Annotated in this window: 26 protein-coding genes and 1 riboswitch; of the genes, 9 read left to right on the forward strand and 17 right to left on the reverse strand. The window is 58.9% G+C overall.

The genetic code is table 11. From position 1 onward, the window contains the following. Positions 1 to 41 precede the first annotated feature (41 nt). The 3 genes from AC13RM_RS09860 to AC13RM_RS09870 form a co-directional block, all read right to left on the reverse strand. Positions 42 to 386, reverse strand: a complete 345-nt coding sequence (locus tag AC13RM_RS09860) for a RidA family protein (RefSeq protein ID WP_374815084.1) — start codon at positions 384 to 386, stop codon at positions 42 to 44. An 87-nt stretch (positions 387 to 473) separates the two neighbouring features. Then, a complete protein-coding gene (locus tag AC13RM_RS09865; RefSeq protein WP_374815086.1) occupies positions 474 to 812 on the reverse strand; it encodes a protein tyrosine phosphatase family protein in 339 nt (112 codons plus the stop codon). A 72-nt stretch (positions 813 to 884) separates the two neighbouring features. Further along, a complete protein-coding gene (locus tag AC13RM_RS09870) occupies positions 885 to 1724 on the reverse strand; it encodes a DUF4432 family protein (protein WP_440477740.1) in 840 nt (279 codons plus the stop codon). 216 nt (positions 1725 to 1940) lie between these two features. On the opposite strand from AC13RM_RS09870, the gene AC13RM_RS09875 reads away from it, so the two are divergent. Continuing rightward, entirely contained in the window at positions 1941 to 3401 is a 1461-nt protein-coding gene (locus AC13RM_RS09875) for a L,D-transpeptidase (protein WP_440477739.1), read from the forward strand. Positions 3402 to 3512: 111 nt separating this feature from the next. Here AC13RM_RS09875 and AC13RM_RS09880 read toward each other — a convergent pair whose 3' ends face one another. The 5 genes from AC13RM_RS09880 to AC13RM_RS09900 form a co-directional block, all read right to left on the reverse strand. Continuing rightward, positions 3513 to 4661 carry an iron-containing alcohol dehydrogenase gene (locus AC13RM_RS09880; RefSeq protein WP_440477738.1) on the reverse strand — a complete coding sequence of 383 codons (1149 nt, stop codon included), beginning with the start codon at positions 4659 to 4661 and terminating at the stop codon, positions 3513 to 3515. Then, a complete protein-coding gene (locus AC13RM_RS09885) occupies positions 4658 to 6043 on the reverse strand; it encodes an aldehyde dehydrogenase family protein (RefSeq protein WP_440479279.1) in 1386 nt (461 codons plus the stop codon). The genes AC13RM_RS09880 and AC13RM_RS09885 overlap by 4 nt, the downstream gene beginning before the upstream one ends. A 154-nt stretch (positions 6044 to 6197) precedes the next feature. Next, the gene (locus AC13RM_RS09890) at positions 6198 to 7568 is read right to left on the reverse strand and encodes a glutamine synthetase family protein (RefSeq protein WP_488554895.1); all 1371 of its coding nucleotides are present in this window, start codon (positions 7566 to 7568) and stop codon (positions 6198 to 6200) included. A 147-nt stretch (positions 7569 to 7715) separates the two neighbouring features. Continuing rightward, positions 7716 to 9287, reverse strand: a complete 1572-nt coding sequence (locus AC13RM_RS09895; RefSeq protein WP_285171328.1) for an amino acid permease — start codon at positions 9285 to 9287, stop codon at positions 7716 to 7718. Between the two features lie 126 nt (positions 9288 to 9413). Further along, the gene (locus AC13RM_RS09900) at positions 9414 to 10181 is read right to left on the reverse strand and encodes an N-formylglutamate amidohydrolase (protein WP_285171327.1); all 768 of its coding nucleotides are present in this window, start codon (positions 10179 to 10181) and stop codon (positions 9414 to 9416) included. Between the two features lie 179 nt (positions 10182 to 10360). On the opposite strand from AC13RM_RS09900, the gene AC13RM_RS09905 reads away from it, so the two are divergent. The 7 genes from AC13RM_RS09905 to AC13RM_RS09935 all read left to right on the forward strand — a co-directional run bounded on the left by AC13RM_RS09905 (position 10361) and on the right by AC13RM_RS09935 (position 16573). Beyond that, positions 10361 to 11233 carry a MurR/RpiR family transcriptional regulator gene (locus tag AC13RM_RS09905; protein WP_095435308.1) on the forward strand — a complete coding sequence of 291 codons (873 nt, stop codon included), beginning with the start codon at positions 10361 to 10363 and terminating at the stop codon, positions 11231 to 11233. A 188-nt stretch (positions 11234 to 11421) separates the two neighbouring features. Beyond that, positions 11422 to 12525, forward strand: coding sequence for an ABC transporter substrate-binding protein (locus AC13RM_RS09910; RefSeq protein WP_113230471.1), 1104 nt, complete (start codon positions 11422 to 11424; stop codon positions 12523 to 12525). A gap of 72 nt (positions 12526 to 12597) precedes the next feature. Then, the gene (locus tag AC13RM_RS09915) at positions 12598 to 13488 is read left to right on the forward strand and encodes an ABC transporter permease (RefSeq protein ID WP_113230470.1); all 891 of its coding nucleotides are present in this window, start codon (positions 12598 to 12600) and stop codon (positions 13486 to 13488) included. Next, positions 13485 to 14273: an ABC transporter permease gene (locus AC13RM_RS09920; RefSeq protein WP_374815098.1), complete on the forward strand. Its 789-nt coding sequence runs from the start codon at positions 13485 to 13487 to the stop codon at positions 14271 to 14273. Before AC13RM_RS09915 ends, AC13RM_RS09920 begins: the two co-directional genes overlap by 4 nt. Before the next feature lie 11 nt (positions 14274 to 14284). Further along, positions 14285 to 15346: an ABC transporter ATP-binding protein gene (locus AC13RM_RS09925; protein WP_374815100.1), complete on the forward strand. Its 1062-nt coding sequence runs from the start codon at positions 14285 to 14287 to the stop codon at positions 15344 to 15346. A 105-nt stretch (positions 15347 to 15451) separates the two neighbouring features. After that, positions 15452 to 15598, forward strand: a riboswitch (FMN riboswitch). Positions 15599 to 15687: 89 nt separating this feature from the next. Further along, positions 15688 to 16164, forward strand: coding sequence for a 6,7-dimethyl-8-ribityllumazine synthase (locus AC13RM_RS09930; RefSeq protein WP_113332874.1), 477 nt, complete (start codon positions 15688 to 15690; stop codon positions 16162 to 16164). A gap of 58 nt (positions 16165 to 16222) precedes the next feature. Continuing rightward, the gene (locus AC13RM_RS09935; RefSeq protein ID WP_285171324.1) at positions 16223 to 16573 is read left to right on the forward strand and encodes a VOC family protein; all 351 of its coding nucleotides are present in this window, start codon (positions 16223 to 16225) and stop codon (positions 16571 to 16573) included. Between the two features lie 39 nt (positions 16574 to 16612). On the opposite strand, the gene phnF is transcribed toward AC13RM_RS09935, so the two are convergent. From phnF to AC13RM_RS09955, 4 genes are all read right to left on the reverse strand, one after another. Further along, the gene (gene phnF / locus AC13RM_RS09940) at positions 16613 to 17341 is read right to left on the reverse strand and encodes a phosphonate metabolism transcriptional regulator PhnF (RefSeq protein ID WP_285171323.1); all 729 of its coding nucleotides are present in this window, start codon (positions 17339 to 17341) and stop codon (positions 16613 to 16615) included. A gap of 1 nt (position 17342) precedes the next feature. Beyond that, positions 17343 to 18029 carry a class I SAM-dependent methyltransferase gene (locus AC13RM_RS09945; protein ID WP_285171322.1) on the reverse strand — a complete coding sequence of 229 codons (687 nt, stop codon included), beginning with the start codon at positions 18027 to 18029 and terminating at the stop codon, positions 17343 to 17345. 116 nt (positions 18030 to 18145) lie between these two features. Further along, complete coding sequence (locus AC13RM_RS09950) at positions 18146 to 18541, reverse strand: VOC family protein (RefSeq protein ID WP_285171321.1); 396 nt, start codon at positions 18539 to 18541, stop codon at positions 18146 to 18148. A gap of 68 nt (positions 18542 to 18609) precedes the next feature. After that, entirely contained in the window at positions 18610 to 19056 is a 447-nt protein-coding gene (locus AC13RM_RS09955; protein ID WP_285171320.1) for a tautomerase family protein, read from the reverse strand. 119 nt (positions 19057 to 19175) lie between these two features. On the opposite strand from AC13RM_RS09955, the gene AC13RM_RS09960 reads away from it, so the two are divergent. After that, a complete protein-coding gene (locus AC13RM_RS09960; RefSeq protein ID WP_285171319.1) occupies positions 19176 to 19781 on the forward strand; it encodes a TetR/AcrR family transcriptional regulator in 606 nt (201 codons plus the stop codon). A 65-nt stretch (positions 19782 to 19846) separates the two neighbouring features. On the opposite strand, the gene AC13RM_RS09965 is transcribed toward AC13RM_RS09960, so the two are convergent. The 5 genes from AC13RM_RS09965 to AC13RM_RS09985 all read right to left on the reverse strand — a co-directional run bounded on the left by AC13RM_RS09965 (position 19847) and on the right by AC13RM_RS09985 (position 25192). Further along, a complete protein-coding gene (locus tag AC13RM_RS09965; protein WP_285171318.1) occupies positions 19847 to 20851 on the reverse strand; it encodes an ABC transporter ATP-binding protein in 1005 nt (334 codons plus the stop codon). Between the two features lie 12 nt (positions 20852 to 20863). After that, complete coding sequence (locus AC13RM_RS09970) at positions 20864 to 21928, reverse strand: Gfo/Idh/MocA family protein (protein WP_285171317.1); 1065 nt, start codon at positions 21926 to 21928, stop codon at positions 20864 to 20866. After that, positions 21925 to 22764, reverse strand: a complete 840-nt coding sequence (locus tag AC13RM_RS09975; protein WP_015340408.1) for a carbohydrate ABC transporter permease — start codon at positions 22762 to 22764, stop codon at positions 21925 to 21927. The genes AC13RM_RS09970 and AC13RM_RS09975 overlap by 4 nt, the downstream gene beginning before the upstream one ends. Positions 22765 to 22776: 12 nt before the next feature. Then, positions 22777 to 23730 carry a carbohydrate ABC transporter permease gene (locus AC13RM_RS09980; protein ID WP_285171316.1) on the reverse strand — a complete coding sequence of 318 codons (954 nt, stop codon included), beginning with the start codon at positions 23728 to 23730 and terminating at the stop codon, positions 22777 to 22779. 202 nt (positions 23731 to 23932) lie between these two features. Further along, complete coding sequence (locus AC13RM_RS09985) at positions 23933 to 25192, reverse strand: ABC transporter substrate-binding protein (RefSeq protein WP_285171315.1); 1260 nt, start codon at positions 25190 to 25192, stop codon at positions 23933 to 23935. Between the last annotated feature and the right edge of the window lie 101 nt (positions 25193 to 25293).

Consider the following 25293-nt stretch of genomic DNA (forward strand, 5'->3'; position numbering starts at 1 on the left):
GCGCGAGCCCACCAGCCTTTTCATGAATCTGCCAGATCGACTTAGTCAAGCGCGGCGGTCACGATGAATTCGACCTTGTACTTCGGCGCTGCGAGCTTGGCTTCGCTGGTCGCACGGGCCGGCGTATGGGCCGGATCGACCCAAGCTTCCCAGGCGGCGTTCATTTCGGCGAAGTAGGAAATGTCAGAGAGGTAGATGAGCGTCTGCAGAATCTTCGATTTGTTGGAGCCGGCCGCAGCGAGCAGGCGATCAACTTCAGCGAGTGCCGACTTGCACTGTTCGGTAACGCTTTCGCCTTCGCCAACCTGGCCGGCGAGATAGACGGTGTTACCGTGGATGACAGCGCCGCTCATGCGGGCGCCAACGTCGATACGCTTGATGCTCATGGTGTTCTCCTGATGTTGTTCTTCGACAGGTAAACAAGGCATGACCCATGGTCTGCCTTGCGCTCAAAAGGCCGGGGAAGGACCCGTTCAGCCGCGAATGTGATGCGTCTTCTGATAGATCGCCGTCGAGCGTGCGCCCGAGCGGCAATAGCCGAGCATCGGCCGAGGAAACTCGTCCAGCGCATCGACCATGCCCTGCACGGCCTCTTCCGTCACCCCCATCGGGCCGACGGGCACATGGGAAATCTCCAAGCCAAGTTCCTTGGCGCGGGCCTCGATGACGCCGAACGGTGTCTGATCCGGGCTCTCGCCATCGGGGCGATGGCAGACGATGGACTTGAAACCCAGGGCCTTGATGTGGTCGAGATCCTCTACGCTGATCTGACCGGATACCGAGTATTCATCGTCGATCGGGCGGATATCCATGGTTCGTGTCCTCTCTAAAACCGTGGCCTTGATCTACGCCGCGACAGAGCGAGCGTCAACCGCGGCGCACTCTCAAACGAATGCAAAATTGAGCATGAAATTGCGGGCTTCACCGGGCTGGAGAATATTGAATTCACCTGTCTCTTCCAGCTCGGCCCGCGAGACCCAGCGATGCGAAACAGGCTCGATACCGAGCACATGCGCCGGCGCGCGCTGATTGCGCCAGACCTGCAGGAATGGCAGCGTGTCCGTTCCGAAACGCACCCTTAATGTCTTGCCGCTAATGGCCGCGATCGGGCCGAGACTGATCTCCGCCCAATCCTCGCCCTTGTCCTGCGCCGGCACACAGAAGATATCGCCCTCCTTCTCGCCGAAGGTCCAGGGAAAGCCGCCATTGTCCAGCATCTGTCCGGCAAGGCGCGTGCCATTATCGAACCATTTGCCGCCGATATTCATATGGTACATCAGGAAGACCGACATCGCCTCCGTGCTGGTATTGACGATACGGTCCGCAAGCGAGACCTCGCCCGTCGCGCCATCGATCTGCCAAAGTCGTTCGAGCCTCGCCGTGCGGCGTTCGGCGGTGATGACATCGATATCGGCGCGGCATTCCGCGTTGCCATTCTCGAATTTGGTCCAGAGAATTTTGGCTGGATGGGACGCGAAGGAACCATGTAGCGGATAGCGCTTGCCTTCATAGGCGCCGGACATCGGCTCGGGATGGCGGATATGATCCGGCCCGCAGGTGAAGAGAAATCCTTGCACAGAATGGCTGATACGCGGATCGCCATCGTCAGGAACTGCGCTTCCGGGCGCAAGATTATTGCCCTCGACGATGCAGGCGCCGATATCCAGAACAGAGCCCTCGTCCAACGTCAATTTCGGCCCCTTGGCCGCAGAAAAATCCATCATCCCTAAAGTCCTCCCTGATCAGCTCTGCGCGCGCACATTGTCCCAAGGTGGCGCGCGGCTGAAATAAGCAGCTATTTGGCTTACCAAATCTTAACTCGAAGCCTTGATCACATAAATTTTTATATTTTATTCAGCATGATAATCTAAATCTCCATACTGGCGTCAAAATTGCCATGTGTGTGTCAGCCAAACGACCATCCCGAGGATCCGACAGACGTGAACCGGTTCGTAAAATTGAGTTTTGCCCTGGCAATGACTGCCACCGTGTCCATGCTCGCGCTCACGGACGCGCAGGCACAATACTATCGCAGCGGCAACGGCAACACGGTTCTCGTCACTCCCGACGGCCGCATCCTCGATCAGTATCCTTACGGCGGCGGATATTCCATGGCACGCGACGGACGCGGTCGCCGGGTTCTGATTGATGCCTACGGCAATGTCGTCGCCACGGAGATGAGGGCCAGCACCTACTATCCCCGCGCCCCAGCCCGCGATACCTATGGCAATAATGTCGGCCGGTACGGCGACACGCAGCTTTCCAACAACGGCGACTACCAGGACTATCGTCAGTATCGCTCCGACAGCTACGGAAATTACGACGGCGCACCCAACAATGGTTACGACCAGCAGGATCGCGGCGTGGTCACCGGCGGAATTCCGCGCGACAGCGATATCCAGCGCCAGCCGCTCGACAATCAGCCGCTGCCTGGCAAGAACCAGGGCCAGACGAACTTGAACGGCAACGACTACGCGTCGATCGATCCACAGCAGAGCGCGCCCGACATCGTCAACAAGCCGTCACCGGCCGAACCCGTCATCACACTTAAGGGCAAATCGAAGATGGAGATCACCGCGCTGGAGGTCTTCCTCGCGCGGCAGGGCATTTCGCCGGGTGCGATCGACGGCAGAATGGGTGCCAACGTCACCAAGGCGATCTATGCCTATCAGCAGATGACCGGCCAGACGCTCGACCCGAACAATACCGACGCGATCCTCGAGCAGCTGCGTATGTCCGGCGGCATGCCGATCGTCAACTATACGATCACCGCTGCTGACGCCGCTGGTCCCTACGTCGCCTCGATCCCTGAGGATTATGCGGCAAAGGCACAGATGCCGTCGCTTGGCTATACTTCGACCACGGAAATGCTCGCGGAACGCTTTCACATGGATGAAGGCTATCTGAAGGCGCTCAATCCCGGCGTCGATTTCACCGTGCCGGGCAGCATCATCAAGGTCGTCAATACCGGCCCCAGCAAGACCGGCACGGTTGCCAAGATCCTGGCGGACAAGGGCCGCAAGCAGGTTTTCGCCTATGATGCCAACGGCACGCTGATCGCCGCCTACCCGGCCAGCATCGGCTCCGCCGACACGCCCTCGCCGTCAGGCACGGTCACGGTCGAGCGCGTCGCCTTCAATCCGGGCTATACCTACAATCCGAAGATCAACTTCCAGCAGGCCGGAAATGACAAGGTTCTCAACATCCCGCCTGGCCCGAACGGTCCGGTCGGTACGGTCTGGATGGCCCTGTCGAAGCCAACCTATGGCATCCACGGTACGCCGGATCCTTCGCGGATCGGCAAGACGCAGAGCCATGGCTGCGTTCGCCTAACCAACTGGGATGCGACCGAACTCGCCAAGATGGTCAAGCCCGGCGTCGTCGTCGAATTCGTGGATTGATTACCAGACAGAGCTTCAATGAAAAAGCCGCCGGGTGACACTCGGCGGCTTTTTTGTTTGGCCTGATATGCTGCCAATTTCATCCCGCATATCGGGGAGCGGAGCGCAGTATCAGAAGCAATCCCGGAAGAGAGCCTTGGTGTTTTCCAGCGTCAGCGGCACCGGATTGCCGCCGGCACTCGGATCTTCGATCGCCATGGCGGAGAGCTCGTCGATCCGATCGGGCGCGATGCCCATGGCAGTCAGATTTTCCGGCACGCCGAGTTCCGAGCGCAGTTGCAGCACATAGTCGTAGAAGCCGTCGAACCCGCCCGAAATGCCGAGATAGGCCGCGGCGCGGGCAATCTTGTCCTCAATAGCCTTGCGATTGAAACGCAGGACGGCCGGCATGACGACGGCATTGGTCATGCCGTGATGCGTGTTGTAGACGGCACCGATCGGATGCGAGAGCGCGTGGATGGCGCCAAGCCCCTTCTGGAAGGCGACGGCGCCCATGGCGGCGGCACTCATCATATTGGCCCGGGCTTCGAGATCCGTTCCCTCGCGATAGGCGCGCGGCAGGAATTCCTTGACGAGCCGCATGCCTTCCAGCGCGATGCCGGCCGACATCGGATGGTAGAACGGGGATGAATAGGCTTCCAGGCAATGAGCGAACGCGTCCATGCCAGTGCCGGCGGTGATGATCTTCGGCATGCCGACGGTCAGTTCGGGATCGGCGATGACGACGCTCGGCAGGAACTTCGGATGGAAGATGATCTTCTTCACATGGGTTGCGGAATTGGTGATGACGCTGGCACGGCCGACTTCCGAACCGGTGCCGGCCGTCGTCGGTACGGCGACGATCGGCGCAATGCCTTCGACACTGGCGCGCGTCCACCAATCACCGATGTCTTCGAAATCCCAGACCGGACGCGTCTGGCCGACCATGAAGGCGACGCATTTGCCGAGATCGAGGCCGGAGCCGCCGCCAAATGCGACGACGCCATCATGGCCGCCATCCTTGAACGCTTTCACGCCGGCTTCGAGGTTCTTCTCGTTCGGGTTCGGGTCGACGTCAGCGAAGATGGCGCGACCGAGACCTGCATCTTCCAGAATATCCAACGCCGTCGCCGTGATCGCCATCGAGGCAAGTCCCCGGTCGGTGATGAGAAGCGGCTTCTTCATGCCCAGGCTCTTGCAGGCGTCCGCCAGCTCCTTGATGCGGCCACGGCCGAGCTTGAAGGCGTTCGGATAGCTCCAATTGGCTGAGATAGTGCTCATGCTGTTACTTTCTTCAGGTGATAGGATTTCGGGCGCGTCAGATTGTGGAAGCCGATGATCGACAGCGAGCCGCCGCGACCGGTTTCTTTCACGCCGGTCCAGCACAGCGCCGGATCGAGATAATCGGCGCGGTTCATGAAGACGGTGCCGGTTTCGATCTCGCGGCCGATGCGCGAGGCACGCTCGACATCCTTCGTCCACAGCGAAGCCGTCAGGCCGTAGGGGCTGTCGTTCATCAGTTCCAGCGCTTCCGCGTCGCTCTTCACCTTCATGATGCCGACGGCCGGGCCGAAGGTCTCCTCGCGCATGAAGGCCATGGAATGATCGACATCGACGAGGATCTGCGGCGCGAGATAGGCACCGCCATCATCGGCCGGGAACAGCTTGGGATCGACCAGCGCCTTGGCGCCCTTGGCGACGGCATCGGCGATCTGTTCGCGCACGACCTTGGCAAAGCGCTTGTGCGCCATCGGTCCGAGCGACGTCTCGGGATCGAGGGGATTGCCGAGCTTATAGTTCGAAACCCAGGCAACCGACTTCTCGACGAAACTGTCGTAGAGCGATTCATGCACATAGATACGCTCGATGCCGCAGCAGCACTGGCCGGAATTATAAGTCGCCCCATCCATCAGTGTATCGACGGCGGCGTCGAGATCGGCGTCCTCCATGACGTAACCCGGATCCTTGCCGCCAAGCTCCAGTCCGAGGCTGGTGAAGGTGCCGGCAGCGGCGCGCTCGATCGACCGGCCGCCTTCGACGGAGCCGGTGAAATTGACGAAGTTGAAGCTGCCGGCCGCAATCAGCGCCGAAGTCGTTTCATGATCGAGGAAGACATTCTGGAAGACATCGGCGGGAACGCCGGCCTCGACAAAAGCCTGCACCAGCCGCTCGCCGACGAGTAGCGTCTGGCTTGCATGCTTGAGAATGACGGTATTGCCGGCCATCAGCGCCGGCGCAACCGTGTTGATCGCGGTCATGTAGGGATAGTTCCACGGCGCGATGACGAAGACGACGCCATGCGGTTCGCGCTCGATGCGGCGGGCAAAATTAGCGCTATCCTCGACCACCAAGGGGGCAAGCGCATCGGCAGCGATCGAGGCCACATAGTTCGAGCGCTCGTTGAAGCCCCGATACTCGCCGCCATACTTGATCGGACGGCCCATCTGCCAGGCAAGCTCCGGCACGACCACATCAGCTATCTCATTGAGCCGGGCAACGCCCTTGAGCACGAGCTGGACGCGGTCCTCTAGCGGACGACGCGCCCAATCCTTCTGCGCCTTGCGGGCGCGGGCTACGACGTCCGTGGCGGCATCCAGCGACAGAGCCGGACGTTCGGCATAAACCTCTCCATTCACCGGAGAGACACATGTGATCACGGTCATGATCGAATTCCTGTTTTCTTGGTCATCCAATTGATTGCCTAATGTTGTAGAACCTTTGGCCGCCTCTAGGAAGAAACGGCAGGTCAACAAGCATTCCGGCGCGCCCTGCCCGATCCTAGAATGAAAATCGGGCAAGAGGCAGATCGCAAAAGCCTTACGCTCTTTCGAATCCGCGCGCCACTTCCCAATCCGTGATGCGACGATCGTACTCTTCCTGCTCCCATTCGGCAGCGCGGGTATAGTGATCGATGACATCGTCACCGAAGGCGGCGCGCAGCATCTTCGAATTGGTCAGGGCTTCGGTCGCAGCACGCAGGGTGCGCGGTATCTCGCGAACTTCGCGCGCGCCATAGGCGTCGCCGACGAAGGGCGCCTCCAGTTCGAGCTTGTTTTCGATGCCATCAAGGCCGGCGGCAATCAGGGCAGCAAATGCCAGATAGGGATTGAGATCCGAGCCGCCGACGCGGCATTCGATGCGAATGCTCTTGGTCTCGGCGCCGCACAGGCGATAGCCGGCCGTGCGATTGTCGGTGCTCCAGATTGCCTTCGTGGGTGCGAAGGTGCCGGCAACGAAGCGCTTATAGGAGTTGATATAGGGCGCAAGGAAATAGGTGATTTCGCTGGCATGCGTCAGGAGGCCCGCGACATAGTGCTTCATCAGCGGCGTCATGCCGTGTTCTTTTTCTTTGTCGAAGAATAGCGGCGTCTTGCCGTCTACGCTCCAGAGCGACTGATGAATATGGGAGGAACTGCCCGCAGCGCTATAGTTCCACTTCGCCAGGAACGTAATGGCCTTGCCCTTCGACCAGGCTATCTCCTTGCAGCCATTCTTGATGATTGCGTGGCGGTCGGCCATGGTCAGAGCATCGGCGTAGCGGACGTTGATTTCCTCCTGGCCGGCGGATGCCTCGCCCTTGGAGTTTTCGACGGGGATCTCCGCGCCCTGCAGTCCCGTGCGGATTGCCCGCATCACATCTTCTTCCTTCGTTGTCTGGAAGATGTGGTAATCCTCGTTGTAGCCGCTGACGAGATTGAGATTGCGATAGCCGGACTCGCGTGCGCTGTCATAGCTTTGGTCGAACAGGAAGAATTCGAGTTCCGAAGCCATATAGGCTTTCATGCCCATGGCCTCCAACCGCTTCACCTGCTTCTTGAGGATGGCGCGCGGAGAATGCGCGACTTCTTCATGCGTATGGTGGTCGAGCACGTCGCAGAGCACCAGCGCCGTGCCTTCAAGCCAGGGAATGCGACGCAGCGTGGCAAGGTCCGGCTTCATCGTATAGTCGCCATAGCCCTTCTCCCAGCTCGTCGACTTGTAGCCGGAGACGGTCTCCATCTCGATATCGGTCGCCTGCAGATAGTTGCAGCTATGCGTTTCCTTCCAGGCGCTTTCAATGAAGAATTCCGCCTGGAAGCGTTTGCCCATCAACCGGCCCTGCATGTCGACTTGGCATGCCAGAACCGTATCGATGCGCCCTTCGGCCACATCTCGCTTGAGCTCGTCGAACGTATAGCTGCTGCTCATAATTTGGTCCGCCTGAACAATGAATTGAAACGTCGGCCTGCCGAACGATACCGCCTAGCGGATAATCTGCGCGCGTGCCGCCGTGTCGCTACCGGTGAAAAGGGCCGCAGGTCTGCGACCCCATTGCTTATAAAGATTGGATTTCGCTTACTTCTCGCCGACGGCGGCTTCCGCTGCCGCGATCTCGGCCTTGCGCTTGGCGATCGCATCGCCGATCGGCGGCCCCTTGAAACGGCGGCGCTCGAAACCGAACCAGACGATGCCGGTCAGCACAAGGAAGCCGACGGTGATGATGCCGGCCCAATCGTTTGGCGGCTGAATGCCGAGGACGAAGATGATGATCATCGCGATGATCGTCAGCACGGCAAACAGCTTGAACAGCCCTTCCCCGAGGTTCCAAGGACCCATCTTGTCCCACTTCGCCGTACCCCATGCGAAAAGACCGAGCGTGATCGGGATCGCGAAGGAGAAGAACAGGAAGATGACGGTGCACGAGACGACGATGGTGTAAACCGGCGTATCGCCGATAGATACCAGCGACGAACCCCAGACGAAGAGGACGGAAAGGATCGAGCCGATCCAGATCGCCGAAACCGGCGTGCGGTATTTCGGGCTGACCCGGGACAGGGCCTTGGATCCCGGTAGACCGCCGTCACGCGAGAAGGCGAAAATCATGCGCGAAACCGAGGTGACTGTCGCAAGACCGCACAGCCACTGGCTGATGAAGATCAGCAGGTAGAGAATGTCCTTGACGATAGGATTGACCCGTGCGTCCATTGCCCAGAAGAACACATTCCAGCCCTGCTTGGCGGCATCGTCCATATTCGGCAGCATCAGCACGAATGAGCAAAGCATGATATAGCCGAATAGCGCCGACCACAGAACCGAAGACACCATGCCGCGCGGCACGGAATGGGCGGCTTTCACCGTCTCTTCCGAGGTGTGGGCCGAGGCGTCGTAGCCGGTGATCGTGTAGATCGGCAGCAGAAGGCCGAGCGCGAAGACCCAGAAGGTCGAAACCTGCGGCCAGACCGGTGCGCCGGTTGCCGAGCCGTCGGCAGCAATCGTCGCCAGGCCGGAATAATTGGTGAAGGTGAAAAGCCGCGCAAAATCATAGGATGGCGCAGCGATCAGGCACACAGCCGCCAGAAGGATCGAGGTTGCGAAGATTAGATAGCCGGAAAAGTCGGTCAGCTTCGCTGTCAAACCGATACCCATGTGATTGACCAGTGCCTGAAGGCCTGTGATGACCACCAGGAACACGATGCGCACTAGCGTGGTGTCGGTCATGTTGAAGTAGCCGCCGAAGGCGCCGACGAAGAAGTAATAGGTGCCGACATTGATGGCGCCGAGGACCGTGACGAGGCCGAGCAGGTTGAACCAGGCCGTCAGCCAGCCGGTGAAGCGATTGCCGAGGATCGAGCCCCAGTGATAGAGACCGCCGGCGGTCGGATAGGCCGAGCTGATCTGCGCCATCGCCACGGCGAAGACGAGAGATATGAAGCAGCCGACCGGCCAGCCGATGCCGATAGCGGCTCCGCCCGCACCCGATGTCGCCTGGGCGAGCGAATTGATGCCGCCGGATAGAATGCAAATGATCGAGAAGGACACGGCGAAATTCGAGAATGAACTCATCCGCCGTTCCAGCTCCTGGGCATAGCCCATGGAGTGCAGGATCTGGACATCCTGCTTTTTGTCTAACTCTGAATAATCAGACATGCCATTCCCCCTAAAGCCCGGTTGTCCGCGGGATTGCGGAAAACCATGTGTCACATTGACCGCTGGCGTTTCGCCATGCGGCCCGATCGCAGTTGAACTGCTCCCCGGGGTCTTTTTCTTTTATGCTCAGGCTTCCAGACTGCTCTGGAGAAGCCCCGTCAGATAATCGGCCATGACCCCTTGGCCGACGTCATCTTGAATGAGGTCGTTGCGGACCTCGATCATCACGTTATGCAGGCCGTTGGCGATCCCATGCAGCTTCAGCGTATGGGTGACGCCGTCTTCCGGCCCGTAGGGTTGGTTACGTTCGGTCTGATAGAGCGGAGCCTCGGCCGCCGCATCCAGCATGCGATCGGCCAACCAACGATCTTCATCATGCAGAATGCCAAGCTCCACTGCCCGTGGTCTGCCATTATAGACCGGTGTGAAGCTGTGGATTGTCACGATCACGGTTTTTTGTCCGCGCGTTGCCCGCTCCGTCAAGAGCGCCTGAATGCGATCGTGAAACGGGATGTAGAGCCCTTCCGTACGTGCCTTCCTATCCGCCTCGCCCAGGTGCTGATTGCCGGGGATGGTATAGATCTCGCTCGTTTCCGGCATGGCACCGGCGCTTTCGGGGGGCCGGTTGCAATCATAAATCAGCCGAGAGAAGCGTTGAAAAACCAAGGTGGCATTCAAGCCGGCGGAAATACCTCTTGCAACCGCGAGTGCACCCGGATCCCAGGCGATGTGGCTGGAAAGCGCCTCGGCAGAAAGCCCGAGATCGCCGAACTTCTCCGGAAGGGCGCGAGAGGCATGCTCGCAGACGAGCAGAACCGCACTGCTTCCGTCCGGTCTTTCGACCGTAACACAATCGCCGTCCGCCTTCGTCAAAATGCCTTGCTGCGCAAGCATTGGAGACGCCCCACTGCCGATTAATAGAATGTTTATAAGAAAAGAATTCTTCAGGTTCTCGTCGCTGTCAACTGGAAACTGAAATTATTTCTTCATTTGTGACATTGACTCGAAATGTGACAGCGTTGTTATATCCTGCAAGGAAAGCGGCATCAGACCGTTCCGGGGAGCAAAATCGAGTGAACAATGCGTCGAAGACAGTTTCGGACGTAATCAATGCGCGCTTTGACACGCTGACGCGTGCCGAAAAGCAGCTCGCCAAGAGCCTGCTCGACAATTATCCCGTTTCCGGGCTGGGCAGCATTACCACCGTCGCCGAGAATGCGCGGGTTTCGACCCCGACGGTCGCTCGCATGGTGCAGAAACTCGGATACAAAGGCTATCCGGACTTCCAGGCCCATCTTCATCAAGAGGTCGAGGCGACGATCTCCAACCCGCTGACAAAGCACGATCGCTGGGCATCCAACGCGCCAGGCACGCATATCCTCAATCGTTTCGCCGACGCCATCATGGGCAACCTGCGACAGACCCTGTCGGATATCGACGTGGCAACCTTCGATGGCGTTGCCGCGCTGCTGTCGGAAAGAAAACGCGGCCTTTATTTCGTGGGCGGGCGCATTACAGGGGCGCTTGCCGAGTATTTCTTCACCCATATGCAGGTCATCCGGCCCAACACGACGCTGCTTTCTTCCAATTCAAGCACCTGGCCACAATATGTCCTGAACATGAATCCGGGTGATCTGCTCGTCATATTCGATATTAGGCGTTACGAGCAGGAAATGGTCAATCTCGCCGCCGCCGCCCGCCGGCGCGGCGCCGAAATCATCGTCTTCACCGACCAGTGGGCAACGCCCGCCGCCAAGCACGCGAAATACACGTTTCGCGTGCAGATCGAGGCGCCGTCCGCCTGGGATTCATCGGTCGTCACTCTCTTCATCGTCGAAGCCCTGATCGAAGCCGTGCAAAGCTCGACATGGGACGAGACAAGCGAGCGCATGAAGACACTGGAAGGTCTTTTCGAACAAACCAAGCTGTTTCGCAAGCTAAGCTGAAGGGGAATAAAAACAGAAAATAACGGCTCGTGGAGGATGTGAAATACAGCGACTGTCATACTTGTCGACTAGAAGCAAAAATCGACTGCATTTTCAGCAAACCCAACGCTTTGAAGTCGTCACACAACCTTCATGTAACGTCATTAACAGCAACGCCAGACACTGAAAACCTAAAAGGAGGAAATGCAGTGATCTCGAAAATTCATCGTCTTCTGACAATTTCTACGGCGATGCTCGTCGCTTCGACGGCAATTGCCGCTGCAGAACCGAGCGCCGATCTCATCGCTGCCGCCAAGAAGGAAGGCACGCTGACCACCATCGCCCTGCCCCACAACTGGTGCGGTTATGGCGACCTGATCGCTGCATTCAAGGCGAAATACGGCATCGAAGTCAACGAACTGAATCCGGATGCCGGCTCGGGCGATGAAGTCGAAGCAATCCGCGCCAACAAGGGCAACACCGGCCCGCAGGCTCCTGATGTGATCGACGTCGGTCTCTCCTTCGGCCCGACCGCTAAGAAAGAAGGCCTGCTGCAGCCCTACAAGGTTTCCACCTGGGATTCGATTCCGGACAGCGCCAAGGATGCCGAAGGTTACTGGTACGGCGACTACTACGGCGTTCTTTCCTTCGTCACCAACAAGGACGTCGTGAAGAACCCGCCGAAAGACTGGGCTGACCTGCAGAAGCCCGAATACGCCAACACCGTTTCGCTCGCCGGCGACCCGCGCACCTCGAACCAGGCCGTTCAGGCCGTCTATGCCGCCGGTCTCGCTGCCGGCGAAAAGGACGCCACCAAGGTCGGCGCCGCCGGTCTCGACTACTTCGCGAAGCTCAATAAGGCAGGCAACTTCGTTCCGGTCATCGGCAAGTCCGCTTCGCTGGCGCAGGGCGCAACGCCGATCGTCGTCGCATGGGACTACAACGGTCTTTCCTGGCGCGACAGCCTGAACGGCAACCCGCCGGTTGACGTCACCGTTCCGGCTTCAGGCGTTATCGCTGGCGTTTACGTCCAGGCGATCTCGGCCTTCGCTCCGCATCCGAACGCTGCCAAGCTCTGGATGGAGTTCCTCTATTCCGATGAAGGCCAGATCGGCTGGCTGAAGGGCTATTGCCACCCGATCCGCTTCAACGACCTGGCGAAGAACAAGAAGGTTCCGCAGGAACTTCTCGACAAGCTGCCGCCGGCCGCCGCTTACGAAAAGGCCGTCTTCCCGACGCTCGAAGAGCAGGATGCCGGCAAGACCGCCATCACCACCAAGTGGGATTCTGTCGTCGGTTCGAACGTACAGTAATTTGACCTGACATGACCTCCCCGCTCCGGCGGGGAGGTTTCCGTTTTTCTGACGCCGCGGATTGGGCCAATCATGAGCATCGCCACAACATCAACGGTCAGTTCCACTCCGATGATCAACAAGCGTGTGGTTGTCGATTGGCTGGGAATAACACCCTTCCTGATCTTCGCGCTGCTGTTTCTGATTTTGCCGACGATCTATCTGATAGCAGGCGCGTTTCTGACGCCTGACGGCAGCCTGACGCTGAAGAATATCGGCGATCTCTTCACGCCGACAATCATGAGCGCCTATTGGATCAGTATCAAAATCTCGGTCGCTTCGGCGCTGGGTGGCGCGATCATTGGCTTTTACCTGGCTTGGGCACTCGTCTTGGGCGGACTTCCCGCCTGGATCCGCCATGCCTTCCTGACTTTCTCGGGGGTCGCATCGAATTTCGCCGGCGTGCCGCTGGCCTTCTCGTTCATCGCCACGCTCGGCCGCCAGGGTTTGGTCACGATATTGCTCGCTCATTTCGGCTTCAACCTCTACGGCACGGGCTTCAACCTGCTGAGCTTCTTCGGCCTGACCATTACCTACATGTACTTCCAGATACCGCTGATGGTGCTGATCATTACACCTGCGCTCGACGGCATGAAGAAGGAATGGCACGAAGCGGCTTCCATTCTCGGCGCAACCAATGGACAATATTGGCGGATGGTCGCCCTGCCGATCCTCTGGCCGAGCCTGCTTGGCACGACGCTGCTACTGTTTGCAAATTCGTTCGGCGCCATCGCGACGGCAATTGCACTTACCGGCAGCTCGCTGAATATCGTTCCGATCGTGCTCTATGCGCAGATCCGCGGCGACGTGCTGCACAATGCCAATCTAGGCTATGCGCTGGCGCTCGGCATGATCGTCATCACCGGTATTTCGAACGTCATTTATATCTTGATGCGCATGCGCGCTGAACGGTGGCAGAAATGAAGCTGCAAAAACTCTTCGCCTGGATCGCCGTTGCCATCGGCCTCATCTATTTCCTGGTGCCGCTCATCGGTACACTGGAGTTCTCGCTGCGCATGCGGCGCAACGCTTACAGCTTTGACGCCTATGCCTCCGTCTTTTCGGATTTCGGCTTCATAACGGCCTTTGGCTTCTCGATGTTGATGGCGCTTCTGACCATTATCTTCGGCATGCTGCTCGTTGTACCCACGGCCTATTGGGTGCGGCTGCGGCTACCGCAGCTTCGCCCTGTCGTAGAATTCATCACCCTGATGCCGTTGGTCATTCCGGCCATCGTCATCGTCTTCGGCTATCTGCGGCTCTATAATTCGTCGTCAATCCTGCCGCTGACCGGCTATAATTCGACGACGAACATTCTGCTCGTCTGCTCCTACATTGTATTGTCGCTGCCCTATATGTATCGTTCGGTCGATACGGCGATGCGTACCATTGATGTCGGCACGCTGACGGAGGCTGCCGAAAGCCTTGGTGCAAAATGGACAACCATCATGTTCAAATGCATCTTTCCAAACGTCATGAGCGGTGTGCTTTCCGGAGCTTTCATCACCCTTGCGATCGTCATGGGCGAATTTACCATGGCATCGCTGCTCAACCGTCCGGCATTCGGGCCCTACATGCAGCTCATGGGCGCCAATAGGGCTTACGAGCCCTCTGCGCTGGCCATCATCGCCCTTGCCGTTACCTGGCTCAGCATGGGCCTCTTGCAGCTCGTTTCCCGTTTCTCAAAATCCGCTCCGATTAAGGCGTAAGGCTTCTCACCATGGCTTTTCTCGAACTCACCCACATCAAGAAGTCCTTCGGCGACATCCAGGTCGTTCACGATTTCAACATGAAAATCGAAAAGGGGGAATTCGTCTCCTTCCTCGGACCCTCAGGCTGCGGCAAGACGACCGTGCTCCGCATGATCGCCGGTTTCGAAACGCCGACCGCCGGCACCCTGTCGATCAACGGCAAGGATCAGCGGGCGTTAAAACCGAACCAGCGCAATATCGGCATGGTGTTCCAGGCCTACGCGCTGTTCCCGAACATGACGGTGCACGACAATGTCGCTTTCGGCCTCAAGGTGGCCGGCATGGCAAAGCCCGACATCGATAAGCGCGTCAAGGAGATGCTGGCTCTCATCAAGCTCGATCATCTGGCCGGCCGCTATCCCTATCAGATGTCCGGCGGCCAGCAGCAGCGCGTGGCGCTCGCCCGCGCCATCGCCGTCAAGCCGCAGGTGCTCCTGCTCGACGAGCCGCTTTCGGCCCTCGACGCGAAGATCCGCATCTCGCTGCGCGAAGAAATCCGAGCCATCCAGCAGCAGCTCGGCATCACCACCGTCTTCGTGACGCACGATCAGGAAGAAGCCCTGTCGATCTCCGATCGCATCGTCGTCATGAATGCCGGCCGCGCCGATCAGATCGGCACGCCTTTCGAAATCTACAACACACCGGCAACCCGCTTCGTCGCCTCCTTCGTCGGCACGCTGAATCTCATCGAAGGCAAGGTCGTCGATCCCGACAGCAACCGCATCATGATCGGCGATCAGGGTGTGACCCTGAAGCAGTCGGTGACAGCCTATAAGCCGGGCGATACCGTATCGCTGGCCCTGCGTCCGGAAGCAGGTTCGCTGGCGGAATCGGCCAAGGGCGACACGGCGCTGACGGGTGAAGTCTCCTCGGCACATTTCCTGGGCTCGGTCATCCGCACCCGTATGAATGTCGCCGGCAACACGATTTCCTTCGACATGTTCAACAGCCCCGGGATGATGCCTCCGAGCGTTGGCGAGAAGGTGACGCTACGCTTCGCCTCTTCCGACCTGCTCGTTATTCAGGATTGAGCGCACCTCTGCGCCGCAGGGAAACTTTGAAAAATTATTCGCAGGCGCCGGGTCAAAAGCCCGGCGTTTTTCTTTGATTTCCATGAAGGAAAACATCTATAGTCCAGGCGTTCTCAGGGCGGGGTGCAATTCCCCACCGGCGGTATGGGGATCTTCCCCGAGCCCGCGAGCGCCTTCCGAGCTTTCGGAAGGGTCAGCAGATCCGGTGAAATACCGGAGCCGACGGTATAGTCCGGATGGAAGAGAGCAAGCAGGGTCGCACCTCCTCCGTACGGGGAGTGCCGCGTTCATGCGTGTTCGCCCAAGGGATAATTGACAACAACCCTTGAAAGGCAAAATTCATGACCATTTCGATTTCTACCCAGCCGAGCCGCGTCGCGATCATTCGGGCTCGCTGGCATGCCGATATCGTCGATCGCTCGGTCGACTCGTTCGTTGCCGAATGGCAGACGACGGAAGGTGCATCGCCGATCGATATCTTCGACGTGCCCGGCGCCCTGGAAATTCCGCTGCATGCTCAGACGCTTGCCCGCAACGGCCGTTATTCCGCAATCGTTGCCACCGCTTTCGTTGTCGACGGTGGCATCTATCGCCATGAGTTCGTTGCAAATACGGTTCTCGACGCCATGATGCGTGTCCAGCTGGACACCGGCGTGCCGATCCTGTCGGCAGTCCTGACCCCGCATCACTTCCAGGAGTCGGAAGCCCACATCCAGTTCTTCAAGGAACATTTCATCATCAAGGGCCGGGAAGTCGCCAGCGCCTGCCGCCACATCCTGGCGGAGCGCGCCAAGCTGCTGCCGGCCGTCACGGTCTGAACCAGCATCGTGGAGGCGCGGCTTGAGCTCGCCTCCACATCACAAGGGAGAAACGTCAGTGACCGTCCTACGCATCATCCCGAACCTGCCCGCCGCCGATCCCGCCACGGCCCGTCTTTTCTACCACGACCTGCTCGGCCTCGACATCGTCATGGATCACGGCTGGATCCTGACCTTCGCCTCCGAAGCGGCAACAGTGCCGCAGATCAGCGTCGCCAGCGAGGGCGGTTCGGGAACGCTCGTCCCCGACCTTTCCATCGAAGTCGACGATGTCAACATGCTCTATCAGCGCGCCACCTCCATGGGCTTCGGCATATTGTACGACCTGACGGACGAGCCATGGGGTGTCCGTCGCTTCTATGTCCGCGACCCTTTCGGCAAGGTCGTCAATATCCTCTCCCACCGCTAATTCAAGCTCGCGGAGAGCCTCAAGGGCTCCCTAGCACTCTCACCGCAGATCGAGATTGAATGTGGTGCGCTCGGCCGGCCAGACCGATTCGGAATAGGTGATCGGCACTCCATCGGTATCCGCATCCACCTTGCGCGTCACCAGCAGCGGCGCGGATTTCGGCTGGCGCAGGATCCGTGCCTCGTCGGCTGTCGGCATACGGGCCTCGATCTCCGTCGACAAGCGCTCATAGTCGGTAACGCCATAGCTGGCGAGCGCCGCCGAGATTGTCGGATATCGCAATCTGGCCTTGTCGAAATCGGGAAAACGTTCGGCTGGATAATAGGAATCACCCAATTCCACCGGAATGTCGTCGGCCGTCATCACGCCGCGACGATGGATGACCATTACCCCAACTGCCAGCTTCAGATAGCTGGCAACGCATTCCGTCGCCGGCACGATCTCATGGACGAGCAACTCGCCACCCGGCTCGAAACCCTGCTCGATCAGGTTCTTGTGAAAACGGGTGCGCTTCGACAGCGTATAGTCGAGCACGCCCCTATGAACGAAGGTTCCCCGTCCCTGCTCGGCGCGCACCAGTCCGCGTTGCTCCAGATGCCCCAGTGCCTGACGCACGGTAAAGCGGCTGACACCGAAGCGCTGCATCAGTTCGGGTTCGGTCGGCAATTTCTCTCCGGGCACGAAAGTCCCGGCGGCAATATCACCCGCCAGGATCTCGCCGATCTGATGCCAGAGGGCGCTGCCGCCCTTGCGGTCGATCGTCTCCATATCAGATACGCTTCTCGAGCCGGAACAGAAGCTTGTATTCGGCCGGATAGCTCAACGCATCGAGAATGCTCGGATAGTATTTGCGGTCTTTCGTCGCGCGCACGAAACCGTCATAGCCGAAACGCCTGACGGAAACATCGAAGCCGGCCGCCGTGAAGGCTTCGATATAGTCCTGTGGCGAGCGATCCTGCATCGGCGCATTGCTGTTGTTGCCGATCAGCTCGAGCCATTTCGGCCAAAGCGGCATTTCATTGTGGCAACCGGTCACGGCGTAGTAGACGCCCCCATCGCGCATGGCCCGGAACATCCCCTCGGCATGCTCTCTCAGTTGCGGCAGCAGATAGATCACCTCATAGCTGAAGGCCACATCGAAGCTGTCGGCAAAGGGCGATAAATCGGTCGTCACATGAAATTGGAGCGGCATATTGCCGACAGCCTCGACGGCAGCAGCCGCGGACTCCGAAGCGATATCGATGCCGACGCCGCGTCGGAACGGTCGCATGGCGTAAAGCAGCCGCAGAAAGCCGCCGCGGTTGCAGCCGAAATCCAGGATAGTCTTGGAGGAGAAATCCCGCTCCGGCACCGTCTCGATGAAGTGCCGCCAATAGGGGCTGTGCGATTCCGCCATTGCGGCGTCGCCCTGCGGTTCCTTGTGCCAGGTTGCATAAGTCATTGCTGCGTTCGTCATGATGCTCTCGCTGTTGGAGTGGACTGAACTTAAGATAGCGCAGCTTCATGACAGTGGCATGAATTCGTCCGGACGACTGGACTAATTACGATAACCCTCAATATGATGGGCTGCTACTATTGCAGGCAGTCCCCCATCCATTGCACATCGAACCGATCCGTCAGCTTGCCGTAGTAGCTGCCCCAAGGCTGAACGGCGAGCGGTGTCGTCACCCTGCCGCCTTCAGCCAATCGTGCAAAAATCCTCTCGGCAATCTCTCGGTCATCCACCATGAGCATATGAGCGGAACCTCTCATCGGCTCAGCATCATAATTGTCGGAGGCGAAGAAGTAGACGCCTCGCCCCTCAAAGCGAGCGTGCATTACCCTGCCCCGCATCGCCTCGTTGGCAAGCGGCACCCCATCCGTATCGTGACGGACTAACAGTGTCACTTCGCCAAGCCCGCAGGCCGTATAGAAAGCAAGCGCTTCCTCGCAATGTGTCGTAAAAAACAGATAATTGGCGAGTTGCATCTCCTGCCCCCTTGTTGTCGAACGAGCGACCAACGCGGCCGCCCGGTATTGATGCCAATTTCCTCACTTCAGGCGCGATGAGCTTCGACCTCAGGCGCCGCAGCGCTTGCAATCGCAGCGACAAGATCGGCATTGCTGTAGCTTTGTCCCGCAATGCCCCAGGCACCCTCGGGCGCATAGACGATATTCGACCAGATATGCTCGCGCTTGATCCGCCCTTCGGCCGCCTGCTCGACAACATCGGTCGCCCTTGCAATGAAGGCGCGCTTGGCTTCGGCAGTCGCAAGGGCGATTTCGGGCAGCTTGAGTTCAATGAAAGCCGCGGCAACGGGCTTTCCACCTGCCAGCACATGTGCGGCCGGAAGCACATTGATCGACCCGATGACATTGGCCGTCATGAATTCATTCCCGGCCAAGCCGGCAACATCGAGGACTGCATCCGTTAATCCGGCAAAGGCTTGCGCCTGCGCTTCGGATGAAAGCAGCCCTTCGGATACGGTAAGTGTAATGGGCATGGATATCTCCTTGTTGGACCTGTGACGGCAATTGATATATACCGATCACTCTTTAACGATACATATCGATCACTCTCTATGCAAGCAATAAAGAGAGATCGCTCTCAATGGAGGCGCCAATGCGCTACAGCGCCGAGCACAAGGAAGAAACCCGGACTCGTGTCGTCGCGGCCGCGGGACAAGTATTTCGCAAGGAAGGCTATGGCGGCGCAGGCATCGATGCGCTGACAAAAGCGGCCGGCGTTACCAATGGCGCCTTCTACGGACACTTCAAGTCCAAGAGCGAAGCGTTTCGCACCGCTGTCGTGGAAGGATTGGAAGAGTTGCGCCAAGCGATCCTGACGCTCAGGCAAAACCAGCCGAAAGACTGGCTAAAGGCGCTTGCCAGCCTCTATCTCGGCTACAAGCGGACCTGCGATCTCGGCGACAGCTGCACGCTGCCGAGCCTTTCGCCCGATGTGATGCGTGCCGACGAGGAAACACGTCGCGTCTATACGGCAGAGTTGAAAAAATTGATCGCCGATGTCGCCGCCGGCCTGCCGGAGAGCACGAACCCTGGCGAAACGACGGCGGATGATCGAGCCATCGTTCTTCTCGCAACGCTGAGCGGTGGCCTGACGCTTGCCCGCGCCGTCTCCGATCCCGCCCTGTCCGTGCACATAGCCGAAGTCATCGAGCGGGCTGCTCTGACGGCGGGCGATCCTTTGCGGTCGCAAGGCGAATGACGATGCAACTCAAGCAATGACAATACAGCCGAGACGGAACCTCTTGGTTCGTCTCGGCGGGTCCATTAGGCCCGGATCGCCTTGTCATTCACATCGAAACGATGCATCTGGTTCGCATCCGGCGTCGCATAAACCATCTCGTCCGGCTCGTATTTGTGTTCACCGAAGAGACGCGCGGTGAGTAGACCGGTAGTCTCCGACTCCAGATAGATGATCGTGTCCGCACCGAGATGCTCGACGTGGATGACTTTGGCGGCCCATGTACCCTGATCGCGTGCTAGCGTGATGTGCTCGGGGCGTATGCCGACGGTCTTGGCGCCACTTTGGCCGAGGCGCTCGGCCGGGATGAAATTCATCTGCGGCGAGCCGATGAAGCCCGCAACGAAGGTGTTGGCCGGACGGTTATAAAGCTCCATCGGCGAGCCGATCTGCTCGATCGCACCGGCATTGAGCACGACGATCTTATCGGCAAGCGTCATTGCCTCCACCTGATCGTGGGTAACGTAGATCATGGTTGCCTTCAGGCTGCGATGCAGCCGGGCGATTTCGAGACGTGTCTGCACACGTAGCGCCGCATCGAGATTCGACAGCGGCTCGTCGAAGAGGAAAAGCTCCGGTTCGCGCACGATGGCGCGGCCGATGGCGACGCGCTGGCGCTGGCCGCCGGAAAGCTCCGATGGCCGGCGGGCGAGATAGGGCGCTAGTGAGAGCATGCCGGAGGCCTTTTCGACACGGCCGTCGATCTCGGCCTTCGCGGTGCCGGCTTGCTTGAGGCCCAGGCCCATATTGTCCTTGACGGTCAGATGCGGATAGAGCGCATAGGACTGGAAGACCATCGAGATGCCACGCTTGGCAGGCGGTGTCACAGTCACATCCTGGCCGTTGATCAGCACGGCGCCGGAGGTCACGTCTTCGAGGCCGGCGATGCTGCGCAGAAGGGTCGACTTGCCGCAGCCGGAAGGACCGACGAAGATGACGAACTCGCCATCCTTCACCTCGAGGTCGATGCCCTTCAGCACGTCATGCGTACCATAGGCCTTGCGGATGGATTTCAGTTGAAGCGATCCCACAGTCTTTTGTCCTTATAGATAAACGGGCTTGCCGGTGCGCACGCTCTCATCGGCGGCAAGGCATATGCGCAGCGATTGAACGGCATCGGCCATATGGCGATTGAGGTCGAGATCCTCGCGGATGGCCTTCAGCATGAAGGCCTGCTCGAAGTCGCAGAGTTCCTGGTGACCCGGTTCGCCGTCCATACGCAAATCCTGATCCGTCCGGATGAACTGGCCGTTCGGTCCCGTCTCAGCGCTATGCAGCCGGATGACCGACGTTTTCGTATGCATGTCGATATCGTCGGACTTGGCGTTCTGATCCATGGCGATCGAAACCGAGCCGTTCGGCGACATCACATCCTTCACGAAGAAAGCCGTCTCCGAAATCATCGGACCCCAGGCGGCCTCGTACCAGCCGACGGAACCGTCTTCGAAGATCACCTGCAGATGGCCGTAATTATACATGTCCGGCTTGATTTCCTGCGTCAGTCGCAGGCCCATACCGCGCACCTCGACGGGTTTGGCATCGGTGATCTGGCACATGACGTCGACATAATGCACACCACAATCGACGATCGGCGAAGTGTTTTGCATCAACGCCTTGTGCGTCTCCCAGGTCGGGCCGCTCGATTGCTGATTGAGGTTCATGCGGAACACATAGGGGCCGCCGAGCTTGCGCGCTTCGGCAATCAACCGCATCCACGAGGGATGATGGCGCAGGATGTAACCGATCGTCAGCTTCTTGCCGGCTTTCTTCGCAGCCGCAACCACACGCTCGGCATCTTCGACCGTCGTGGCCAGCGGCTTCTCGACGAAAACGTGACAACCGGCTTCGAAGGCCATGACGGCGAAATCGGCATGGCTGTCGGAATAGGTATTGATGGAGCAGAGGTCCGGCTTCAGCTCCTTCAATGCGGTCTCGAAATCCGGATGGATCGTATATCCCCGCAACTCCTCGGGCAGCTCCCGCTTGGAGCGGTTGACGAGGCCGACGATCTCGAAGCCCGGATTATTGTGATAGGCCAGCGCATGGCTGCGACCCATATTGCCAAGGCCGGCAACGAGAACGCGGATCGGCTTTTCAGATGGGCTCACTTGACTGCTCCAGATGTAATGCCGCGAATAAGTTGGCGCGAGAAGATAACGTAGAGGATGAGGATCGGCAGGATGGCAAGCGTCAGCGCCGCCAACACCGCATTCCAGTTGGTGACGAACTGGCCGATGAAAATCTGCGATCCGAGCGTCACCGTCTTGGTCGCCTCGCTCGGTGCCAGGATCAGGGGGAACCAAAGATCGTTCCAGATCGGGATCATGGTGAAGACCGCGACCGTCGCCATCGCCGGGCGAACCAGCGGCAGCACGAGGCGGAAGAAGATGGCGTACTCGCTGAGGCCGTCGATGCGGCCGGCATTCTTCAGGTCGTCGGAAACCGTCCGCATGAACTCGGACAGGATGAAGATCGCCAGCGGCAGGCCCTGCGCCGTATAGACGAGGATCAGCGCCGTCAGCGTGTTGACCAGGCCGGCAGCGACCATGCCCTGCAGGATCGCGACGGTACCGAGCCGGATCGGGATCATGATGCCGATCGCCAGATAAAGCCCCATCACCGTATTGCCGCGGAAACGGTATTCCGACAGCGCGAATGCGGCCATGGCGCCGAACAGCAGCGTCAGGATGATCGAGACGATCGTGACGACGAAGCTGTTCTGGAAATAGGTGAGGAAGTCCCCCTGCTTGAGAACGGTGTCATAGCCGATCATGCTAAAGGAGGATGGCGTCGGGACGCTCAAGGGCGCGCGGAAAATCGAGGCGCGATCCTTGAACGAATTGATGACGGTCAAGAACACCGGAAAAATGGCAACCAGCGTATAGGCGATGAGCGCCAGATGCACCAAGCCGGTGCGAAGAGTGGACGTGCGTGCCTTGGACATGGGCCGCGCTCCTCAGAACTGGTAGCGACGGATGCGCCGCTGCACGATGAAAAGATAGAAGGAAACACCGGCCAGAATGATGAGGAACATCACCGTCGCGATCGTCGCCCCCATCGAGCGGTCACCCAGCTGCAGCTGGAAGCCGAAGAAGACGCGGTAAAGCAGCGTGCCGAGAATATCCGTCGAGCCGTCAGGCCCCGCCAGTGCGCCTTGTACGGTATAAACCAGGTCGAACGCATTGAAATTGCCGACGAAGGTGAGGATCGAGATGATGCCGATCGCCGGCAGCACCAGCGGCAGCTTGATCTTCCAGAACTGGCTCCAGCCGGTGATGCCATCACATTCGGCCGCCTCGATCACCTCGTCGGGGATGTTGAGCAGCGCGGCATAGATCAACATCATCGGAATGCCGACATATTGCCAGACCGAAATAAGGGCCACGGTAATCAGGGCCGTGCTCGGCCTGCCGAGCCACGGGGCAAAGAACGATTTCAGACCAATGACATTCAGAAGCTCGGGTGCAACACCCCAGAGCGGCGAGAGGATCAGCTTCCAGATGAAGCCGACAACGACGAAGGAAAGCAGCGTCGGCAGGAAGATGGCGGTGCGGTAGAAGGCGACGAAACGCAGCTTCGGCAGGGACAGGAGTGCGGCCAAAGCGACACCGATCGGATTCTGCACGCACATATGGATGGCGAAGAAGATCAGGTTGTTGCGCAGCGCATTCCAGAAATCATGCGACCAGCGTTCGTCGCCGAACAAAACCTTAAAATTGTTCAGGCCGACGAAGACGGACTGATTATCAACGACATTGTAAAGCGACAGCCGCAAGGTCTCGATCAGCGGCAGGATCATGACCGCCGTATAAACAACGAAGGCCGGGAAAAGGAAAACGAGTATGTGCCAGCGCTTGGAGCGCCTGATCGGCGTCACCCCAAGGGCGTCTGATGTCGCGGCGTCGCTCATGGCTTTCTGCCTGTTTTTCTTGGCTGCTTGATGAGGCGGCAGCGCAAAGGTTCAAATCCGCCCGTTGCCCCCGGCTCTCCGGCCGAATGGAAGCGATATCAGGCGTGTCGAATGTAACGGCGAGACGATCGCCAATCCAATTACTCAAGATAACGAAAAAGGCGAGGAGCCTGGAAGGCCACTCGCCCGTGTCATGCAATGCTTACTTGCCCGGCTTGTACCAGCTGTCGAGGCCCTTCTGGAGCTTCTCGCCAGCCTGTTCTGGAGTGTCCGTGCCGTTGATCACGTTTGCGGATTCGGTCCATGTCTCATTTTCCAGGTTCGGCGTGCCGCGCGACAGGATCTGATAGGTGGAACGAACGGTCGACTTGTGGTTGTCACGCCAGGAAACGAATTCCTGGGCGAGCGCATCGCTCATCTTCACCGGATGCGAGTTCAGGCTGAAGAAGCCCGGCAGCGAGTTGGCATAGATGGTTGCAAACTCGTCGGAAGCGACCCAGTCGAGGAACTTCTTGGCTTCTTCTTGGTGCTTGCTCTTCCTATTCAGGCCGACACCGATATCAGGATGGTCGGAGATGTAGGCGGTGTCACCAGCCTTGGCGACGGGCGGTGGGAAGGCGCCCATCTTGAACTGCGCCTGGGTGTTGAAGAGAGCAATTTCCCACGAGCCGGCCGGATAGATCGCAGCCTTCCCAAGCGTGAAGAGGTTCTGGCTGTCGGCATAACCCTGCGCTTCGAAGCCGTCACCGAGGTAGGGCTTCCACTTGGCCAGTTCCTTATAGGGATCGACCCACGGAGCGTCCGTCAGCTTTTCCTTGCCGGCGATGAGAGCCTTGCGGCCTTCCTCGCCCTTCCAGTAGTTCGGGCCGATGTTCTGATAGCCCATGGTTGCGGCTTCCCAGAGGTCCTTCGTGCCCATGGCCATCGGGATGTAGGTGCCGTCAGCCTTGATCTTGTCGAGGACCGCGAAGAACTCGTCACGCGTCGCCGGAACCTTCAGGCCGAGCTTGTCGAAAGCGTCCTTGTTGTAGATGAAGCCGTGGATGACTGAAGCCATCGGCACGCAGAAGGTCGACTTGCCATCATCGGTGGACCATGCGGCCTTGGCGACAGCCGAAAAGTTTTCCAAGCCCTTAAGCTTGGTCAGATCGGCAAGATGCTTCTTGTTGAAGAGGTCGAGCGAAGCATCGAACGGACGGCAGGTGATGATGTCGCCGGCGGAACCGGCATCGAGCTTGGCATTCAGCGATGCGTTATATTCGGTCGGCGCCGTCGGTGAGAAGACGATCTTGATGCCCGGATTCTTCGCTTCGAAAGCCGGGATGATCTTTTCCTGCCAGATCTGCAGGTCGTCGTTACGCCAGCTTTCAACCGTCAGCGTCACATCGGCCGCATGTGCCAGGCTGACAGAAGTCAGCAGGCTCGAGGCAAGAAGCAAGCCTTTCAGAACATTGGTTTTCATTTCCCTCTCCTGTTTTCCGCGCCGTAGCTAGGCGCTGTTCTCGATCTGATATCCGCTGGCCTGTCCGAGGAACCGGTCAGCGCTCCATAGGGACCGCCAAT

The sequence above is a fragment of the Martinezella sp. CNPSo 3732 genome (assembly GCF_057784515.1).

Excerpts from the sequence above, each read along its gene's own strand:
- AC13RM_RS09865 (WP_374815086.1), bottom strand. The coding sequence starts at position 812 with ATGGATATCCGCCCGATCGACGATGAATACTCGGTATCCGGTCAGATC.
- AC13RM_RS09985 (WP_285171315.1), bottom strand. The coding sequence starts at position 25,192 with ATGAAAACCAATGTTCTGAAAGGCTTGCTTCTTGCCTCGAGCCTGCTG.
- AC13RM_RS09880 (WP_440477738.1), bottom strand. The coding sequence starts at position 4,661 with ATGAGCACTATCTCAGCCAATTGGAGCTATCCGAACGCCTTCAAGCTC.
- AC13RM_RS09955 (WP_285171320.1), bottom strand. The coding sequence starts at position 19,056 with ATGCCCATTACACTTACCGTATCCGAAGGGCTGCTTTCATCCGAAGCG.
- AC13RM_RS09885 (WP_440479279.1), bottom strand. The coding sequence starts at position 6,043 with ATGACCGTGATCACATGTGTCTCTCCGGTGAATGGAGAGGTTTATGCC.
- AC13RM_RS09860 (WP_374815084.1), bottom strand. The coding sequence starts at position 386 with ATGAGCATCAAGCGTATCGACGTTGGCGCCCGCATGAGCGGCGCTGTC.
- AC13RM_RS09920 (WP_374815098.1), top strand. The coding sequence starts at position 13,485 with ATGAAGCTGCAAAAACTCTTCGCCTGGATCGCCGTTGCCATCGGCCTC.
- AC13RM_RS09925 (WP_374815100.1), top strand. The coding sequence starts at position 14,285 with ATGGCTTTTCTCGAACTCACCCACATCAAGAAGTCCTTCGGCGACATC.
- AC13RM_RS09915 (WP_113230470.1), top strand. The coding sequence starts at position 12,598 with ATGAGCATCGCCACAACATCAACGGTCAGTTCCACTCCGATGATCAAC.
- AC13RM_RS09900 (WP_285171327.1), bottom strand. The coding sequence starts at position 10,181 with ATGCTTGCGCAGCAAGGCATTTTGACGAAGGCGGACGGCGATTGTGTT.
- AC13RM_RS09930 (WP_113332874.1), top strand. The coding sequence starts at position 15,688 with ATGACCATTTCGATTTCTACCCAGCCGAGCCGCGTCGCGATCATTCGG.
- AC13RM_RS09890 (WP_488554895.1), bottom strand. The coding sequence starts at position 7,568 with ATGAGCAGCAGCTATACGTTCGACGAGCTCAAGCGAGATGTGGCCGAA.
- AC13RM_RS09870 (WP_440477740.1), bottom strand. The coding sequence starts at position 1,724 with ATGATGGATTTTTCTGCGGCCAAGGGGCCGAAATTGACGTTGGACGAG.
- AC13RM_RS09895 (WP_285171328.1), bottom strand. The coding sequence starts at position 9,287 with ATGTCTGATTATTCAGAGTTAGACAAAAAGCAGGATGTCCAGATCCTG.
- AC13RM_RS09975 (WP_015340408.1), bottom strand. The coding sequence starts at position 22,764 with ATGTCCAAGGCACGCACGTCCACTCTTCGCACCGGCTTGGTGCATCTG.
- phnF (WP_285171323.1), bottom strand. The coding sequence starts at position 17,341 with ATGGAGACGATCGACCGCAAGGGCGGCAGCGCCCTCTGGCATCAGATC.
- AC13RM_RS09960 (WP_285171319.1), top strand. The coding sequence starts at position 19,176 with ATGCGCTACAGCGCCGAGCACAAGGAAGAAACCCGGACTCGTGTCGTC.
- AC13RM_RS09950 (WP_285171321.1), bottom strand. The coding sequence starts at position 18,541 with ATGCAACTCGCCAATTATCTGTTTTTTACGACACATTGCGAGGAAGCG.
- AC13RM_RS09945 (WP_285171322.1), bottom strand. The coding sequence starts at position 18,029 with ATGACGAACGCAGCAATGACTTATGCAACCTGGCACAAGGAACCGCAG.
- AC13RM_RS09980 (WP_285171316.1), bottom strand. The coding sequence starts at position 23,730 with ATGAGCGACGCCGCGACATCAGACGCCCTTGGGGTGACGCCGATCAGG.